20 protein-coding genes and 1 tRNA gene are annotated in these 17889 nt (G+C 50.4%); 4 read left to right on the top strand and 17 right to left on the bottom strand.

Annotation, left to right across the window (positions count from 1 at the left end; all coding sequences use genetic code 11):
• Positions 1-2: 2 nt before the first annotated feature.
• From VMF88_12085 to VMF88_12155, 15 genes are all read right to left on the bottom strand, one after another.
• Positions 3-413: a hypothetical protein gene (locus tag VMF88_12085; protein HTY11798.1), complete on the bottom strand. Its 411-nt coding sequence runs from the start codon at positions 411-413 to the stop codon at positions 3-5.
• On the bottom strand, positions 382-663 hold the full coding sequence (locus VMF88_12090) for an AtpZ/AtpI family protein (GenBank protein ID HTY11799.1): 282 nt from the start codon (positions 661-663) through the stop codon (positions 382-384). Before VMF88_12090 ends, VMF88_12085 begins: the two co-directional genes overlap by 32 nt.
• A 12-nt stretch (positions 664-675) precedes the next feature.
• Entirely contained in the window at positions 676-1044 is a 369-nt protein-coding gene (locus VMF88_12095; protein HTY11800.1) for a polymer-forming cytoskeletal protein, read from the bottom strand.
• Between the two features lie 14 nt (positions 1045-1058).
• Positions 1059-1949: a M23 family metallopeptidase gene (locus VMF88_12100; protein ID HTY11801.1), complete on the bottom strand. Its 891-nt coding sequence runs from the start codon at positions 1947-1949 to the stop codon at positions 1059-1061.
• Positions 1950-2648: 699 nt separating this feature from the next.
• Positions 2649-2720, bottom strand: a tRNA-Glu gene (locus tag VMF88_12105).
• 344 nt (positions 2721-3064) lie between these two features.
• Complete coding sequence (locus VMF88_12110; protein ID HTY11802.1) at positions 3065-3892, bottom strand: IS1 family transposase; 828 nt, start codon at positions 3890-3892, stop codon at positions 3065-3067.
• Between the two features lie 123 nt (positions 3893-4015).
• Entirely contained in the window at positions 4016-4213 is a 198-nt protein-coding gene (locus VMF88_12115; GenBank protein HTY11803.1) for a helix-turn-helix domain-containing protein, read from the bottom strand.
• 183 nt (positions 4214-4396) lie between these two features.
• Positions 4397-4696, bottom strand: coding sequence for a hypothetical protein (locus VMF88_12120; GenBank protein ID HTY11804.1), 300 nt, complete (start codon positions 4694-4696; stop codon positions 4397-4399).
• Positions 4686-4988 (bottom strand): hypothetical protein, encoded by a 303-nt coding sequence (locus VMF88_12125; protein HTY11805.1) that lies wholly within the window; start codon positions 4986-4988, stop codon positions 4686-4688. Before VMF88_12125 ends, VMF88_12120 begins: the two co-directional genes overlap by 11 nt.
• A gap of 271 nt (positions 4989-5259) precedes the next feature.
• Entirely contained in the window at positions 5260-5547 is a 288-nt protein-coding gene (locus VMF88_12130) for a hypothetical protein (protein ID HTY11806.1), read from the bottom strand.
• A gap of 15 nt (positions 5548-5562) precedes the next feature.
• Positions 5563-5895, bottom strand: coding sequence for a hypothetical protein (locus VMF88_12135; protein ID HTY11807.1), 333 nt, complete (start codon positions 5893-5895; stop codon positions 5563-5565).
• A 1155-nt stretch (positions 5896-7050) separates the two neighbouring features.
• Complete coding sequence (locus VMF88_12140; GenBank protein ID HTY11808.1) at positions 7051-7200, bottom strand: hypothetical protein; 150 nt, start codon at positions 7198-7200, stop codon at positions 7051-7053.
• A complete protein-coding gene (locus VMF88_12145) occupies positions 7193-8140 on the bottom strand; it encodes an IS1595 family transposase (protein ID HTY11809.1) in 948 nt (315 codons plus the stop codon). Before VMF88_12145 ends, VMF88_12140 begins: the two co-directional genes overlap by 8 nt.
• Positions 8064-9644 carry a glycosyltransferase family 39 protein gene (locus VMF88_12150; protein HTY11810.1) on the bottom strand — a complete coding sequence of 527 codons (1581 nt, stop codon included), beginning with the start codon at positions 9642-9644 and terminating at the stop codon, positions 8064-8066. Before VMF88_12150 ends, VMF88_12145 begins: the two co-directional genes overlap by 77 nt.
• Positions 9645-9677: 33 nt before the next feature.
• Positions 9678-10799 (bottom strand): glycosyltransferase, encoded by a 1122-nt coding sequence (locus tag VMF88_12155; protein ID HTY11811.1) that lies wholly within the window; start codon positions 10797-10799, stop codon positions 9678-9680.
• A gap of 192 nt (positions 10800-10991) precedes the next feature.
• Here VMF88_12155 and VMF88_12160 point away from each other — a divergent pair, with 192 nt between their 5' ends.
• From VMF88_12160 to VMF88_12175, 4 genes are all read left to right on the top strand, one after another.
• Complete coding sequence (locus VMF88_12160) at positions 10992-12080, top strand: aminotransferase class V-fold PLP-dependent enzyme (GenBank protein ID HTY11812.1); 1089 nt, start codon at positions 10992-10994, stop codon at positions 12078-12080.
• Positions 12077-12985, top strand: a complete 909-nt coding sequence (locus VMF88_12165) for an alpha/beta hydrolase (protein ID HTY11813.1) — start codon at positions 12077-12079, stop codon at positions 12983-12985. Before VMF88_12160 ends, VMF88_12165 begins: the two co-directional genes overlap by 4 nt.
• A 303-nt stretch (positions 12986-13288) precedes the next feature.
• Positions 13289-13693, top strand: coding sequence for a hypothetical protein (locus VMF88_12170; GenBank protein HTY11814.1), 405 nt, complete (start codon positions 13289-13291; stop codon positions 13691-13693).
• 8 nt (positions 13694-13701) lie between these two features.
• Entirely contained in the window at positions 13702-14421 is a 720-nt protein-coding gene (locus VMF88_12175) for a hypothetical protein (GenBank protein ID HTY11815.1), read from the top strand.
• A 4-nt stretch (positions 14422-14425) separates the two neighbouring features.
• Here the strand turns inward: VMF88_12175 and rlmD are convergent, their stop codons facing one another.
• Positions 14426-15853: a 23S rRNA (uracil(1939)-C(5))-methyltransferase RlmD gene (rlmD, locus tag VMF88_12180; protein HTY11816.1), complete on the bottom strand. Its 1428-nt coding sequence runs from the start codon at positions 15851-15853 to the stop codon at positions 14426-14428.
• A complete protein-coding gene (locus VMF88_12185) occupies positions 15853-17868 on the bottom strand; it encodes an ATP-binding cassette domain-containing protein (protein HTY11817.1) in 2016 nt (671 codons plus the stop codon). The genes rlmD and VMF88_12185 overlap by 1 nt, the downstream gene beginning before the upstream one ends.
• Positions 17869-17889: the final 21 nt, after the last annotated feature.

Consider the following 17889-nt stretch of genomic DNA (forward strand, 5'->3'; position numbering starts at 1 on the left):
TCTTATCCCTTGGATTTATTTCCCAATTTCTTTTGCATGAACAGCACTTCAAGAACCAAAAACGCGGTATAGAACACCATCAACGAGACAACCAGCGGCACCGTTTGAAACTGGAAAACCTTGATCAGGGCGACCAGCGCGGCGAGCATCGCCAGCATGCGCACCCCCATGCCGCCGAGGACCGCTTTCAGAAATACCGTGTACGATTTGTGTATCGAGTATTCAATCGCTGCGTAACCGGCCAGCACATTCGCAACGCTGATCGCTGCCCCCGCGATGCAGGCGCGGATGACTTCTGCCGAAGCGTAAGCAAGAAGCGGATACGCAGAGAGCAAAGCGCTCAGAACAACGATCACAGCGACATGACGCGGAAAAGCGGGATCAAACCTTCGTATGCTGCTTTCGTTCTGCATCTAGTACGTCTTGCTGTTGACCCAACTTCGTCGCCGAAGTTATGAATTTGATCATCCCTCCGACCCCGCCGATCGTCAACCCGCCGAGCATGAACCATGGCGAGGTGTTGAAGCGGCCGTCGATCCACTTCCCAAGAAAGAAAAAAACGACGATCGAAAGAGCGAGTTGTATCCCCAGCGTCAGAAACGGTCCGAAACCACGCAGTCCGTTCCGGTTCTCGCCGAACAGCTTTCCACTCTGCTGTTCCATTGCATCACGGAACTAATATTTCTGGATGTCGTGATTCGCAGCGCGCGCATCCGTCATCGAAATCTTGCCGTCGAAGACGGCTCCCTCGTCGATCACGAGACGCGCCGAACGGATGTCGCCCCGAACGACCGCCTTCCCCTCAAAAACAAGCTTGTCGACCGCAATGATGTTGCCGCGGATCTTGCCCCCCACGGTGACGTTCTTGCCGTTGATGTTCCCTTCGATTTCACCCGTCAATCCCACTGCGACATTCTCGGCCGCGTGGAGTTCTCCCATCATCTTTCCGTCGATCCGGATATTTCCCTGCGTCCTGATCTTTCCTTCGACGGTCGTGCCTGAACCGATAAGGTTCAGCTCTTTCACAGCATTTTTGTCAGCCATGCGGCGTTCCTCGCTTACATAGATTCCACAGCGATCATATATTCTTCCGGATTCTGCGGCTGGCCGTCCTTCCACAGTTCAAAATGAAGGTGCGGCCCGTAACTCGTGTTGCCTGAATTGCCGAGAAGCGCGATCGGCTCTCCCCGCCGTACAAATTCGCCCGGAGACTTCAGCAGCGATTGATTGTGTTTATAGATCGTAAAGTATCCGCTGCCGTGAGAAATAATTACCATGTTGCCGTCGTCATACGTCCACCCCGAGAATACCACGTACCCGTCCGCGGCTGCGCTGATGATCGACCCGCGGCGTCCGGCATAATCAATCCCGAAATGTCTCCGAGCATCGTCAAACCCTTGCGACACATATCCGACCACCGGCGGATAAAGCGGGAACGATGCCTGAAAAGGCCTGTTCACCGAAGCGTGCTGCGATGAGAATCCTGCCGGAATGCTCTCCGTTTTTGTTTGAGGTTCGGGAGGAGCCTGACGTACTTCTTGCGCTCCTTCCTGGGGCGGCGGAGAAACCTCATCGTTCGAAGCAACAGCGGCGGACGAAGTGTCTTTTTTCAGATTATCTCCGAGCGCAGCGCGAAGCTTGCGGTTGTATTCCCGAAGCACAATAAATTCTTCAGACACTTTGCTGAGCCGTGTCTGAAGTTCGAACAATTGAAGTCCGTATCGCCGCTGGATCTCGCTGTTGGAAATCGGAACCACCATGCCGAGCGGAGTATATCCGAGAAGCAGAACGGCCGCGAGAAAGATTATTGCCACAATGCCGCCGAGAAAGGCGGCGATGCCCCCTATTGTAAACGCAAACGACCGTTTTTCGCCTGCATCTCCGTGCGGGATAAGCAGGATCTCAAATTTTCGCTCTTTCGTCTTGTGATGATCGCGCTCCGCAGTCATCGGTATCCCGCTTTCTGCCCAGTGTTTCGGCTCTTTTTACGGAAAAATTAAGAGTCGAACTATAAATATACTGAAGGTGCCTTACAATGTCAACGAGTTTTTGGGGTGGGTGGTGGGCTACTTTGAAAAATAAAGGGATTACCCGACATAAAAGACTTGTCAAGATGGTGATGATTCTTCAGGCGCAACTTGTTAAAGAGGGGAAGATTAAGCTTCCGGTGGGGATGGTATGTAAGTTTCCATCTCGGAAAAAACGACGACCCCGATAGCGTTATGAATTTTCACTTTTTATAGTTAGAGGAATATGGGCAAAGATAGCAAAAAGAAACTGATGTTTCAGGTATCGGCCACACTCTCGCAGGTAGAGGCCATTGACTTCGTACGTACTCTAAACCCTAATGAGAAGTATTGGCTCGTACGAACGGGCAAGAAAAACTACTTAGATCGGTTTGTAATTGTTAGGGACTTGCGGCCCGGAGAAGTGCCGATTGGCTCGTGGGGAAGGCGCGTGGATAAGGGGGAGCTGATTAGCTTGGGGAATTGGAAGGGACGTGGAAAACGTTTCTCTTGATAGCTTACCGAAAAATCCTACCTTGTTCTATATCCGTTATCACTAAAAACTAAATTTTTCCGAAGTGCATTTTTTTGTTGCATTTTCGTGTTGTTGTTGTTATTGTTGTGCTGTGGTAATAAAATGGGTGGAGCTGGCCGGGCACGATCCGGCATCCCTGGCTTGAGAGGCGAGTGTCTTACCAATTAGACCACAGCCCCACTCATTTAATCAAATTGCGGGTATTATTTTCCGCATGTTTACCATCTACAACCGTCCCTTCTCAAAGTGTTCTACGCACTTTGTTTTGGTGACTAATGATTATTTACTTGAAGCGGCCTCGTCTAAACAACGAGGCCGTTTCGGTTATAAAGATACATCGGTAAGTATATGTTGTCAAGGTAAACTTTTCGACAGATTAAGCAGGGACTTATCCACATTTCGCGGAACCTAATTTGTAGATTAGCTGATATATTGGGGGATTTTTAGCTGAATTGTGGATAGGTAGAAAAAACAGAAAAGCCCGTTTTTAGACAGAATTGAACGGGCTTTTTTATGGAAAGTGCTAAGCGGCTTTTGCGGTACGAGTGAATAAATCTTCCCAAGTCCATAGCCTATTTGTAACGTGGGCTTCCATCGCCGGAGTAACCCGTAGGCTGGAATGAATCCGCATGAAATTGTAGTGGTAGAAGTGCAAGGCAACTGCGGCCTTGTGATGTTCGAGGCTCTTTGAGAATCCATTAGTGAGGCGGGTAAATCGTCGCATGTGCATCCGCATTGTAAGGTTTTGACGTTCAATGTGGGAAGTGCTGATTCTCTTTCGTTTAGGCTTACCGATTAAGGGGCGTATTATTACCCTCACAATATCCGCAGGACTGTACCGCTTGTAACCCGCTGAATCTTCCGCGTATTGTTTTTGGATCTGTCCATAGTCAATATCTTCCCCAAAGACCGTATCTACAGCGTTGTAGTACGGAGCGAATGAATCTGTGCTAAGCTGGAAGCGGTTAGGGATTCTGTATTGCAAGTCTTTGAGAAGTGTAAGGGCATTTTCTTGTGAACGCTTCCCCACAACAAACGAAGGCACAACCTTAGTATCTGAATCCATCGCAACAAATACGTATTGGTCGCCCACTTCTTCACCTTCACGAGGCAACACCTTCTTTTGTTTCCGTCCAACGTAAGTCCAAATTTCATCTACCTGGACGAAGTTAGCCTTGATATTCACCATTTCACGGTCGAGAATATCCATTGACCTATAGCCAGCCTCAATGAGCAAGCGCAAGACAGTCTTTTTGCTTACTCCGGTTAGCCTAACAGTGGAGCGGATTGAATTCCCCTCAATGAGAGAATTAAGAACGAGGGATTGCTTTTCGAGCGGTAAGCGGTTCATTGTGAGCCTCTTGACTTTTAGCCCACAACGAACGTATATTGCAGTTGGTCGTTTGCTCGTTCATAGCGGGCAAGTGATTGAATTGAGGCCGTTGAGTGTTGACGCACTTGGCGGCCTTTTTATTTACTTTTGCCTATCCTTCCAGCGTTCAATTTCTTCTTTGCTTATCAGTGTTAGCGTCTTAAACTTGTAGGCAATCATTTTCCCCCAGCTCAAATAATTCCGTATCGCCGTAGGTTTGATTCCCAGCAGGTTAGCCGCTTCGTCCACTGTGAAGTAGTGAGAGGCATCGGCACTTTGTATAACTTTCGTCTTTATCATGTTGCAATATAATTGATACTTATATAATTGTCAAGTATTATTTTGAGAAATATTATTGCAACGGGATTCTATATCCGTTATTTTTAGGGTATGGATAAAAATGATAACTCTTCTGAGTATGTGTTCTTCACCGTCGTTGGTGGGAAGTTTCCGAAGGAAGTGGAAGACATGTATCAGCGCAGTTTAGCGGAGAACAATTTTACCACTAAACTTTCCGACTATGTAGTCAACGGGATATCTTTCCTCAAGAAATTCCTTCCAGTTTGGAGGCGCAAAATAAACTGTATTTCCCTTTTTATCTTTCCAGCAAAGAGCGACCGAACCATCGAGCTTTAATTCGTTGGCGGTTTCTTGAAGTTGTTTTTGTTTCTTTTTAATCTCGTCTTGGGACATACGGGAAAATGTTCCATGAGGAATAAGTATTAACGTAGCGGTGGTTTCTCGTACGTGGCAATACTCGTATTGTTTTGGGTCATTGTTCATGACTTTTCTCCGGATGGTCGGTGAAATTCATAGTCTTAAATCCATACCCATCTATTTTTTCAAACGGGATCATTCTCCATGTAGGGCTTTTGACCTCAAAAAGATTCTCTTTGGATGCAAAGTAAACCGTATCAGACACCAAGCACCATGTTTTCCCGGTCTCGCTGTCAATCATTATCACCTGCGGGACACCGGCAATGTCATGTAGCTGGACAATCTTATATCGGTCGCCATCTTTTGTTTGAGCCAACGCCCCAGCGGAAAGTAGCAATAGAAGCATGAAGGTTTTCATCGGATTCTCCCTGAATTTGTGGTAGGCCAAAGCTAATGAAACCCCCTTCCATTATCAATCCCCATGCCAGCAAGACCCTAAACTGATGAACCCTGAATCCAAAGTAGCCCAGCACCTTGGGGTGATTGTATACTTAACAAACCGTTGAGAGTGCGTGACTGAAAACACAAATGCCCGTTCCCGTTGCTGGACAATTCTCGAACCCTCCACTTGACAAGTGCAAATTATACAGGGATATGCAACGCGAAAATAACGCTAAAAATCGGGAGTGTTAATTGACGTTTATGTCGAGGGTTAACCCGTATGGGCGTGGGGTAATTTTCAGGCGGTCACAAATATTCTGCACGATCCAAAGCGACACAATATCACTATCACTTTCAAAGGAAACGGTACAGGTCAAAACTGTACCGTTTACCTTCCTCTCAAAATACTCAATCTTAAATGGTTGTCCGGCCTGATCCGTTACATCCGTTTCAGCCTTGAACTCGCATCCGTAGTCGGTTTTCAGTTTACTTTTTAATTCCCCGAAGGTTGGAGCCTTACCAAATGGATAAGCCAAAATTCCCCCAACGTTTTATGCGTAAACTCTTAAATCTTCCATTCGCGCATTTACTGTGGAAGGAATTGAATCCGGTAAGTAAACTGGATGGCGCTCAGATAATTTTGAAGATTGATTAAAAAACTTATCCCAATACATCGCTGGAGCTTTAGGAATTCCTTCGAGGGGCTTTCTGTCATATTTCACATCAAGTACAACTTGCCCAACAAACGTCTTGGTAAATGCTTCAACGGCTTTTTGGATGTTTTTTCCTTGAGCTGCAATATTGTGTTCAAGACATTGGGCTATCCAATTTCCAGTCCCTTTGTCTTGAAACAATAGCACGCTAAGTAAAAAAGTACATTCCATGATTGAACCCCGATGGATGTTGTGATAGGTAAATGGTTAGTCGTTGTGGCACAAGTATATCGAAAAACTCAGTTACTGTCAAGCTTTGAGATCCATCAAAAGCCTACTAAACAATATCGGCATTTTCTAAAAAAAATATAGATTGAAATTTCCGCGAAAAATTGTGTTTAACAGTAAGAATGTGATTTAAAGCACACTTACGGGCGGCACCGTATTTTAGTGTCAAGCATTATTTTTACCCCAAATTTTATTTCTCATTATTTACTTGACTTGCGGCCCCGAACCTGTTACTTTTATAACCGTTATGGTAGGGGAAAAATCCTTAGCACTCCCTCCCGCCGAGTGCTAACACCTATCAGACAAATGTAGTAAACCAAAGAAGAGTCCAAAAACACAAAAGCACTCGTTAGCGCGAGTGCCTTTGAAAACTCCATCCACCAAGATTGGCTTTGCTTTGGATACCGTCTTCGATGACGTGCTATAAATATCGTCAAATTTTGCCCAGTTGTCAAGGGAAAAATTGATTTTTCTGATATTTAATGGAAATTAATGTAGCCGTTTTATAGCTCATAAATCCAAAAAAGTAGCCCGTACGTCGGAAGACGTACGGGCTTTTTGCTTTTTACCGGCTCACTAAGAGCCAATTGGTACATACAACCGGAGATGCTGGTAACATCTCCTCATTCAGGAAAGGAGCGCAAGATGATAAACACTTGGCGCGGGATCATGCAGCCCTTTGAAGGCTTCATTTTCCGTGCGCGTGGTTCACCATATTAACGCCCTGCTACGCGGGGCCTTTCGGCCCTTTGCATACCCGTAATGCAAAACAGCTAACGCCTTGTATACGGTTCCCGAAAAACGCAGCCCCAATATGTAGGGACTTTACCAAAGAAGCAAGGGTTATTTGAACGGCCAAAATAAGGAATATTCTTATGGCAACCGGACAGTCTTGCCCGCGATCGGGCATCTGGATAAGCAATTGTCACAATGGACATCGTGAACAAATTGCTTTGAGTAGAGGGGAAAAATTCCCTCCATGTAGTCACTGTAGAGGTGGTGCTACCTGGACCCTACTCACTCCAACCCATCAATCGTGATGGTTGAATAATCAATCGCCCGTTAGAAAGATTTTTCTAACGGGCGATTGTATTTAGTTCACTTTGAATTCCCCCTACGCTTTCTCGCACTAACTTTTTTCGGGGGAGAGACCTGTAGCAATTTCTTCAACGCATCTTCCGCCTTAAGCGGGAATAGGGATAGAGGTTTTTCATTCGTTGTTTTTTTCTCTCCCGTTTTCTTATCCATGCGTTTGCCTTAATGAGTCCCTATAAGTAAGACGTTTTCCGGTGAATCCCGCAATTGCAGAAATTGTTCTGTCGTGGTCTTCAACCTTCCGATGATTGTATCTGAAATCGAACTCAGCGAGATAGCGGTGTAAATGTTCTTTGCTTACGTGATGATACACGCCGTTGATTCCGCGTTTGAGTAAGCTGAAAAACCCTTCAACGGTGTTCGTGTAAACATCACCACGAACATATTCATAGTTGCTATGGACGACCGTATTATGAGAGGCGAATTTCTTGCCGATGTTTCTATACGTCGGCAGCTCGTCTGTCATAAGATCGGATTTCGGATTGATATTTTCAAGTAGCGTTTGCCGTAACGTACTCGCGGACACTGTAGGAACAACAAAAGAACGAACCTTGCCATTCCGTTGAACTAAGGAAACAACGGGAGTCTTATTTTCAAATCCTTTTTGCCATCCCACTCGACGGCTCCGACCCCCAACGTAGGTTTCGTCTGCCTCGACTGTACCCCTCATCTTCCGCGTGAACTTGGATTGACCCATTGCATAGCGTATCCGGTGCGCCATGAACCACGCCGTTTTATAGGTGATACCTAATTGCCTATGAAGTTGGTGCGCACTCATTCCCTTCTTAGAGCTACAAAGTAAAGTAATCGCTTGTAGCCATATATCCAGGTCAATGTGGCTATCCTCAAAGATAGTTCCAACGGTGACAGTGAACTGATTGCTTCTTTTGTTTCGACGGCATTCCTTGCAGCGATATAAGCCTTTACGAATTTCCTTATCCTTGTTAGCCGTGACAGCAACAACGTCCTTGCTCTCGCAACGAGGGCAAACAACGCCGTCAGGCCAACGCAGACTTTCAAGAAGTTGCCGTGCCTCTTCGTTCTTGGCTTTGCTGTGTGCAAGTCCTTTGAGGGTTAATTTGTTGGTTTTCATAGGTCGTATCCTTTGTTTGATTCAATGGATACAATATACAAAACGAAAAGCGGTTTGTCAAGTATACAATTGCCGTTTTTGGAAGGGAATTTTGGACGAAGGCGCGTCGTACAGCGCTTTCGTCGCTGTTCAGGTAATTTTGCCCAGCAACAGGGATGTGGGAGGAGGTTTTTGAAACGAGCGTGACGATCTCCCCTGTCCAACCGCCAAAATATAAAAGACAGAGGAGCGTCAACCCGACAAGACGCGGCTTCGACAGCTGATATGCCTTTTGCCGAATGATGAACCAGGCGTACGCGGCGGCAAGAATGAAAAGAGGAACTACCGGAAACCGATAGCGGGCATCCGCGTAAAAAACAAGATGAATGACAAGCCAATAGAGAAGAATTCCCCGCAGCAGGAAAAATCTGTTTTCACTCCCCCTGGCCGGGCAGATCAGGCCAAAGCTTCCCAAAAGCACTGCGACAACATACGGCAGATGAAGGAGGATGATATTGCTCAGAGAAAGCTGAGAGAACACCGCCGCAGCGTTCGGCGATGTCGCCCACTCCGGTTTGTACTCCATCGTCATGAGAAGCCAATAGTCGGCCGCAAAAAAATGAGCGAATTTTTTCCCTTCGATGAGGCAGTACTCCAGGGGATGACTTCGAATGAAGTCGAGCCCTCTCTGAAAGCCGAGGTCGGAACGATCAAAATCGTCGGCAACGGCGGCAAGAGGGTTATTGTCCCGCGGGAACGAGTATGCCCCGCTCGCGCCGGAATGATTTCCCATCCAGAAATTGACCCCCGCGTTGCTCGTCATCGAGAGCCGGTGGAACATGTCATAATTTCTCACCAGCCATGGGGCGACGACAATCGCTGCGGTCGCAACGATCAACATCAATCCCCCGGCGTTCTTTGTGAACGGTATTCCGCGTCTGTACCGGTATAAAAAAATTACGGCCGGAATAAGCGCCACGGTGGTGCGCAGAAGAAGCCCGGCTCCTGTCAGCGCTCCCAGGATGACAGAGGCTGCGGCCAGGCCGAGATCATCTTCTTCGATCACGACCACCCAGACGATGAGCAATAGAACGGTCGTAAAGAGCGTCTCGGTCATCAGATGCGAAACATACAACACTTGAATTGGGAATACGGCGAGCGCGGCGGCGGCGATCAGCCCGACACTTTCAGAGAACATTTTTTTTCCGATGCTGAAGAGCAAGAGGCAGGACAAAACATCCGCGGCTGCTTGAAAGAATCTGATCGGCGTCTTCACATCCCCGAACACTCCATACGAACCCGCAAGAAGGAGCGGATAACCGGGGAGCCGGTACGCAGTCGGCGCTCCGTCGAGCGAAAATCCCTGGCCATGGACAAGCGAACGCGCGATCGCGTCGTAATCCCTGTCGTCCGAAATAAGCGGCGGATGAAAGAAAGCTGCCATGCAGATGCGGAGCACGGCCGCAACTGCGATGATGGTAAAAAGGTATTTACGGTTGGTTGCCGAAACCGCAAAATGCTTCATGAGAATTCAACCCATGCTAACCTGGGGACCGTTTCAGCGGGAACGCATAGCTTCAATTTTTTCATCGATGAATCTTCTCATATTTTCCCTGTAGATCTCCCGAGAGAATTGGAGGGCTCGCTCCCTAATTTTTTTCGGGTCAAATTTTATTCGGTTTGCCTTTGCGACCGCATCCTCCAAGGATTCGACCGTCTGCTCATAAAAGAAGATCCCTGATATCCCCTCCTGCACCGTCTCCAAAGCTCCTCCTTTCCCGTAGGCTATGACCGCCTTGCCGCTGGCCATTGCCTCAAGCGGAACAATGCCGAAATCCTCTTCCCCCGGAAAAATGAGAGCCGTACATCCTGCGTACAGCGACGCGAGTTCATGGTCGTTCTTCCATCCGACAAATTCGACGTTGGGCCGTGCGGACCGGCGCAGCTTTTCGCCGTCGGGACCTTTTCCCACTACGACCAGCCTCTTCCCGTTCTTGTTGAACGCCTTCACCGCAAGGTCGACTTTCTTGTACGGAACAAGCGCGCTCACTATTAAATAGTATCCGTCGTCCCTCTCCGATAGCTGGAATTCCGACGTGTCGACGGGGGGAAAAATAATCTCCGCTTCGCGGCCGTAGTGACGGCGAATCCGCCGGCGAACATGCTCGGAAATCGCAATAAAATGATGAACCCGGCCTGCCGTCTTCTTGTCCCACAACCTCAGCATCGGCGCGGCGATCTTCATCGCGACACGTACGGCGAGTCCAGCCTGCCCCTTCCCGAAATATTCGTCATACATCTCATACACATACCGCATCGGAGTAAAGCAATAGCAAAGATGGAGCGCCGTGGAGCGCGGCCGCGCTCCCTTGGCAACACAATGGCTTGTCGAGAGAAGAAGGTCGTATTCAGAGAAATCAAAGGCGCTGATCGCGAGCGGGAAGACGGGAAGGTACATTCTGTATTTTTGTTCCACAAAGGGAACGTGCTGAAGAAACGACGTATGAATCGTCTTCGATTCGATGAGCGGAGACATTGCGCCTTTGACATGAAGGAGGGTATAGATCGGCGCCTCCGGAAAAAGCTCGCACAGCACCTCCAAGCATTTTTCCCCTCCGCGCATGCCGGTGAGCCAGTCGTGAACCAATGCAACGCGCAACGGTCGATGTGTCGAATTCATTCCGCCCTTCTTATAAAAAGCCGCCAAAAATATACAAAGATTGAGAGCGGAATCAAAGCTTGCTAAAGCTTTCATCGCTCAGTATATTAAAATGCAGGGTTATGAACTTCGACGTCGTTTTTTAGAATGCACGAGTACAACCTTTCCTTATATCGGTCGTGGTTCCCTTTTCTTTCCACCGGAAAAATATGGATGAACCATGCGGCTGTCAGCCCGCTCTCAAGCCGCGTGAAAGCCGCCGTGGAAGCGTATCTCCAACGATGCGCGGTCGATGAAATCGATACATACACCGGAGTTCTTCCGACCGCGGCGAAAACGAGAGCGAATCTCGGAGCAATGATCGGCGCTCCCGCCGACCGGATCGCATTTGCCGGCAATACGTCGGACGGACTGAACGTGCTCGCGTCGGGCCTGGACTGGCATCCCGGCGACAGGATCATCCTCAACGACTTCGAGTTCCCCTCGAACGTCGTCCCCTTCATCAACCTCAAGCGGCTCGGCGTCGAGATCGATTTCATCAGAACGAAATACGGCGAAGTGAACGCCGAACAGATCGATACCCTGATCACACCCAGAACGCGGCTCGTTTCCCTGAGCTTCGTCCAGTTTCTCTCCGGCTTTCGGGCGGACCTCAAAGCCATCGGCGAGGTCTGCAGGCGGCATGGCATTGTTTTTTGCGTCGACGCCATTCAGGGGCTTGGGGCTTCGCCGCTGGATGTCCGCTCTTCGAACATCCAGTTTCTTTCGTGCGGAGCGCCGAAATGGCTGATGGGAATGATGGGGCTCGGATTTGTCTACGTTTCCGAGGCATTGCAGGAACAGATCCGCCAGGCATATGCGGGGTGGACCAGCAACAGAAATTTTTTCGGGGATTTTCTAACGTATCGGATCGACTTCGATGAAACCGCCCGTCGGTATGAGAACGGGACGCAAAATTACACCGGCATTGTCGCGCTGGGCGAGTCAACCACGACGCTCCTCCACGTCGGCATCGAGAACATCCAGACGCATCTCCACCGATTGACGGACCTTCTTATCGGATACGCCGATGAGGCCGGCTTCGAAGTTGTTACGCCTCGCGACCTCAGCCGGCGTGCAGGCATCGTCTCCTTCAAATGCCCGAACGCCGCTCAATTGTTCGACTCCCTCGCAAAAGAAAATATCGTGGTCTCCATTCGCGAAGGATTGATACGCGTCTCCCCCCATTTTTACAATTCCCCCGGTGAGGCGGAAGCGATCCGCTCCGTGCTTCTCGCACACAGAAAAACGGCGGCAGCATGACACTACTTCTGGGGCTTTTCATTGCCATCGTCGCGTTCGCGTTCACCGCGACGTCCGTCATCTTCGCCATCGGCCCGATCATGGTGCTGAATCCCCGCCGGCGGGGGGAAGAATTTTACAAAGAGCGCGGCGAGCCAACTTCCCCATCCGACCTTAAGCTTCCGTTCGAGGATTTCTGGTTCAACAACAGAGATCGGCAGGGACTTCATGCCTGGTACATTCCGGCCGATGGACCCGCCCGCGGGACGGTCTTTTACCTTCACGGCGTCGGCGACAACAAGATCAGCGGTCTTCGCCTTGCCGAGGTGTTTCATTTCCGCCGTTTCAACGTAATGATGTACGACTCGAGGGCTCACGGAAAAAGCGAAGGGCGATACTGCACGTACGGCTATTACGAAAAATTTGACGTCTCCGATGCCATCAACGTGCTGATAGAGCGGGAGAAATCGCCGCTGGGGAACATCGGGCTGTTCGGAACATCGATGGGGGCCGCCGTCGCGGTGCAAGCCGCCGGCATCGAGCCGCGCATCCGCGCCGTTGTTGCGGAGGGATGCTTTACAAGTCTACGGACGATCACCGTCGATTATCAAAAAAGGATCTTGTGGATGCCGTGGCATTTTCTCAGGAACGTCGCGATGAAGCGTTCGGAACACATCGCGCATTTCCGGCACCGCGACGTCTCGCCCCTCCTTTCGCTCGCGTCGATCCATGTTCCCATTCTTTTCATTCATGGGAAAAGCGACGCGCGCATCAAATATCAGTACAGCGAGCAGCTTTACGCCAATGCTCACGAGCCCAAAGAGCTGTACCTGATCGACGGCGCCAACCATACCGACATACACAACATCGCTCAGAAAGAATACGAAGAACGCGTAGCCGGGTTCTTCGAGCGCTGGCTGAAATAACGGCAATTCTACAGTGTTGACTTTCTCTCCTTTTCTCTCTACGTTTTATCCGGATTCTCTCTCTCGGTCATTTCGTACCTGCGGGAGGCAGTATGAAAAACAGGACACCATCGTTCGATTCCCAGAAGACGTTTAATTTTGCGGTCCCGTTGATTGATCGATCCGGAAGGGCTAGGAAAGCTCCTGCGGATTCCGAAACAGCGAGCGATAGCGCGCGTACACATTGATCGGATCGATGTTTGTATCGCGTCAAAGCAAATCAATTTTTCAGGGTTGATGTTCACAAATCACAGCGGGGTTCGTATGAAATACCTTCCGTTCCTGATCGCCTCTTGTGCACTTCTGTTTTCGTCATGTGCCGAGCAGCAAATCGCCAATCCTCCTCCTTCCACATACGAGCTGAAGCAAAACTATCCCAACCCGTTCACCGATTCAACGGTGATCGAGTACGGCATTCCCGATGTCCGGCCCAGTGCGGCGCCGTGGATCCGGCTGGTCGTCGTCGACCGGTTCAATCAAACTCAGGCAATTCTCGTCGATAACGGAGCTCAGGAAGCTGGAAACTTCAAGGTAACATGGTACGGACAAGGAGCCAACGGATTCACAGCACCTGCCGGCGTGTATTATATCGAGCTTGACCAGCTCAATTTTCCGGGCGGAGTAGGGGACGTTTTCACCCTCCTTCGAATCGCTGCTCTTAAACAATAGGGGTGACTATGAAACGCACACTCATTCTCCTTCTCAGCCTTTTCGTAGCTCACGGCGTCCGTGCCCAGCGGGGAGACTCTGTCGGGACGGTTCCGAAATTCAGAATTGCGGCAAGCTACGGAGCCGACGCAATGAACCCGGACCAGATTAACGACCGCATCGCCGAGACGAACGGAGCGCTCGGCTCCTCCACCAATTCCATCAAGTCGATGCCGGAATTTTCAGGCACGCTCACCATCCGTCCGAACCAGGATACTAAAATCGTGGTTCTCCGGGCGGGGTATTCATGGACCGAACGTGACTACGCTTTTTCCGTTCCGGAAACAGAGGGCTCTTCGACGCCAATCGGAAAAGTAAGGGGGTCGATCACGGAAAAGTATTCGGTGTATCCCTTTTCTATCGGCGCGGGGTTATCGACGTTGAGTTCCGACTTTCAGATCGAACTCGATTTCATCTACGCCTTGGGATATATCTCCGAGAACGGTTCTTTCACGGCAACGACGGGGACAACGACGTACTCGAACACTCTTTTTAGTCCTGCGTACGGATTCCGCATTGCTGCCCAGACATCTGTCCCGCTGACGCCGTCTGTCAGTTTACAATTGGAAGTGGCATATCGCGGATTAAAATTTGAGGATTTCGAGAACCAGGGGAACGCGCAGCCGTCAAATATCGAGTTTTCGGTGAGCGGAGTTACCGGCAGCATCGGCCTGGCGTTTACCCCGTAAGGCATCACCGCAAGGCAAGCTTGGCGACGCTCTCAATGTGGTAGGTGTGGGGGAACATATCGACCGGCTGAACTTTTTCGATCGTATAGCCGTGCGGTGCTAACAACTGCAGGTCGCGGGCGAGCGTCGCAGGGTTGCAGCTGACGTAGACGATCCTCGGAATTTTCATCCCGCCGATCTCCTCCACGGCCTTAGGGTGCATGCCGCTTCTGGGGGGGTCGATGATGAGTATGTCGGGGGCAGCATATTTTTCCTTCCATCCGACGTCCTTCGTCAGCAAATCCTTCAAGTCCCCCGCAATGAACTCGCAGTTCTGGATTCCATTCGCCTCCGCATTCATTCCGGCATTCGCGACGGAGCTTTCAACAAGCTCGATGCCGATCACCTGCTTGACGGCATCGGAAATGAAAATCGAGATCGCTCCAGTGCCGCAATACAGGTCGTAGACAATATCGGCCGGCCGAAGCTCGGCAAATTCCTTCGTTATCGCATACAGCGTCTCGGCCTGATGCGTGTTCGTCTGAAAAAATGAATTCGCGGAAAGATGAAAGACGTAGGGGCCGATCTTCTCAGTGATCACGCCGTTTCCGTAGTAGACCTTCTCCGTTTCGCCGACCGCCACATTTGCCCGTTTTGAGGTGATGTTGTTCACCACGGTGACGATCTCAGGAAAAGAGGCGGTCAGCGTTCCGGCAAGGTCTTTCATCACGGCGGGACGGTCGTCGAAGGTCACGAGGTTCACCATCACGTCCCCCGTATTTTTCCCTTCGCGGACGACAAGATTGCGAAGGTATCCCGATTGCGGCTCCGATGTATACACGGGGAGGGAATGCTCGATTGCAAAATTCCTTACCGCGCTCAAAATGCCGTTGCTCACTTCGGATTGAAGATGGCATTCGCCGATATCGAGAATTTTATCGTAGCGCTGCGGCGCATGAAAGCCGAGAAGCATCTCTTTGGCCCCGCCGCGGTCATCTCCCCTTGAGGAGAGGGGATCAGGGGGCGGGGTCTCTGTCCACCGCTGGTTTCCGAACGAAAACTCCAGCTTGTTCCGGTAAAAAAATATTTCCTTTGAGGGAATGATCGGAAGAACATGAACCCCCCTGAACCTGCCGATCCGTTCGAGCGCATCGACTACATTCTGCTGCTTGAATGCGAGCTGGGATGCGTATTCGACGTGCTGCCACTTGCATCCGCCGCACGCGCCGAAATGTTTGCACCGCGGAGTTACGCGATTGGCGGAGGGACGGAGCACCTCCACGACTTTCGCCTCGAGATGTTTCTTCTTCGCGCGAAAGATCTGAGCCCGTACGACGTCGCCGGCAACCGCTCCCTCAACAAACACCACCATCCCATCATGCCGCGCCACGCTCGTCCCCTCGAATCCGGACGAGTCGATCGTCAGCTCAAGGATGTCGCCCTTCTCCGGCATCAGCTTTGCCCCTCCATTTTCGTTATCTCCTGCGAGACCTTATCCCATTCGTAGTATTTGTCGTTCAGTTGGGCCTGAACGGTTTTATACTCAGCGGAGACCCGTTTCGCTTCTTCCCCGTTCCTGTAAAATTCAGGGTCTCCCATCAGTTGTTCAATCTCGCGCTTGCGCGATTCCAGCCGCTCTATCTCTTTTTCGACGGCGGAGAGTTTCTTTTTCAGCGGCTGCGTTTTTTTCCATTGTTCCTGTCTCCGTTCCGCCTCGATCCTTTTCGTCTCCTTTGTCGAATGATGGGAGGAGGTTTTTTCCTTTGCATGCGCTTCCCTCTTTTTCTCGCCCCCCTTTTCCCGTCTCCCGTCCTCTCCGGATTCCGAATTCTGTATTCTGTATTCTGATTTCTTTCCGCTTCCCTCTTCCCTCTTCTTTCTCAAATAATCGCCGACATTCCCAAGGAATGTCCTGACTCCGCCGTGGCTGAATTCCAACACTTTATTCACGATCGGGTCAAGGAACGCCCTATCGTGCGATACGATAAGATAGGTACCGTCGAATTCCGCGAGCGCCTCCTGCAGGACTTTTTTCGAGCGCATATCCAGGTGGTTCGTCGGTTCGTCCATAATCAGGAAATTTGAAGGAAGGAGGAGCATTTTCGCCAGCGCCAGGCGGCTCTTTTCGCCGCCGGACAGGACCTTCACTTTCTTAAAGACATCATCCCCCCGGAAAAGAAATGAGCCGAGGATCGTCCGTAATTTCGTGCGTATTTCTCCAACCGCGACGTCATCGACGATCTGAAGCACTTCCTTCTGCAAGTCGAGCTCCTCAGCCTGATGCTGTGCAAAATACGACACGATGGTGTTGTAGCCGGGAAGACGCTCCCCTTCGTTGAACGGTTCCACCCCAGCTACGATTCTCGAGAAGGTCGATTTGCCCGCGCCGTTGACGCCGACAACGGCGATCCTGTCCCCGCGTTCAATGATGTAATTCAAGCCTGAAAAAACCTTGTGCGTGCCGTAGCTTTTTTGTATGTCCTTCAATTCCATTACGACGCGGCCGCTCGGCTGCGGCTGAGGAAAATGAAAATGGATCTCTTCCTCTTCATCCTCGATTTCGATGAGGTCCATTTTTTCCATTTGTTTGATGCGGCTCTGGACCTGACGCGCCTTGGTCGCCTTATACCGGAAGCGGTCGATGAACTGCTGGGTTTGTTTCAATTGCTGCTGCTGGTTCTTGTACGCATTCATCACCAGCTCCTTGCGGATCACTTTTTCTTTTTCGTAGAATGAGTAGTTCCCCGCGTACTCCTCCATCGTGCCGAGGCTGAGAGCAAAGGTCCGCGTCGTAATCGAATCGAGGAATGCGCGGTCGTGCGAAACGAGAATGATCGCGCCGTTGTACTGATGGAGATATTCTTCCAGCCATTGAAGCGATTCAATGTCGAGATGGTTCGTCGGCTCGTCGAGCAAAAGGACCGACGGTTCCTTCAACAAAAGTTTTGCAAGCTCGATCCGCATCTGCCAGCCTCCGCTGAATTCATCGGTCTGGCGCTGCAGGTCGGGAACGGAAAATCCCAGTCCCATCAGCACCCGCTCGATCTTCGATTGCATCCGGAAGGCATCGAGGTCTTCGAGTTTATGCTGCAGTTCGCCGTAGATCTCGAGCGTCTCCATATACTCGGCGCTTGCCGGATCCTGCGTGCTGAGGAGGGTGTGAGCTTCTTCGAGCTCCTGCTGGACCAGCAACACGGTCTCGAACGCAGTCTCCACTTCTTTATAGAGGCTCTTGCCGGCTGCCGTTACTCCGTCCTGCGGCAAATATCCGGCAGTAACGTAATGGGCCTTGCTCACCGTTCCCGACTCTGCCTGCGAAAGGCCGGCAATAATTTTCAGCAGCGTCGTCTTTCCGGCGCCGTTCGAGCCGACGAGTCCGATGCGGTCGTGTGGACCGACCATCAGGGAAAGGTCATCGAACAAATAGCGTCCGCCGAATTGGACCGAAATATGGTCGAGAGAGAGCATGGACAGTGATCAGTTGGTCAG

It is taken from the genome of Bacteroidota bacterium (genome assembly GCA_035506275.1).
GTDB lineage: Bacteria > Bacteroidota > Ignavibacteria > UBA10030 > UBA8401 > JAGVPT01.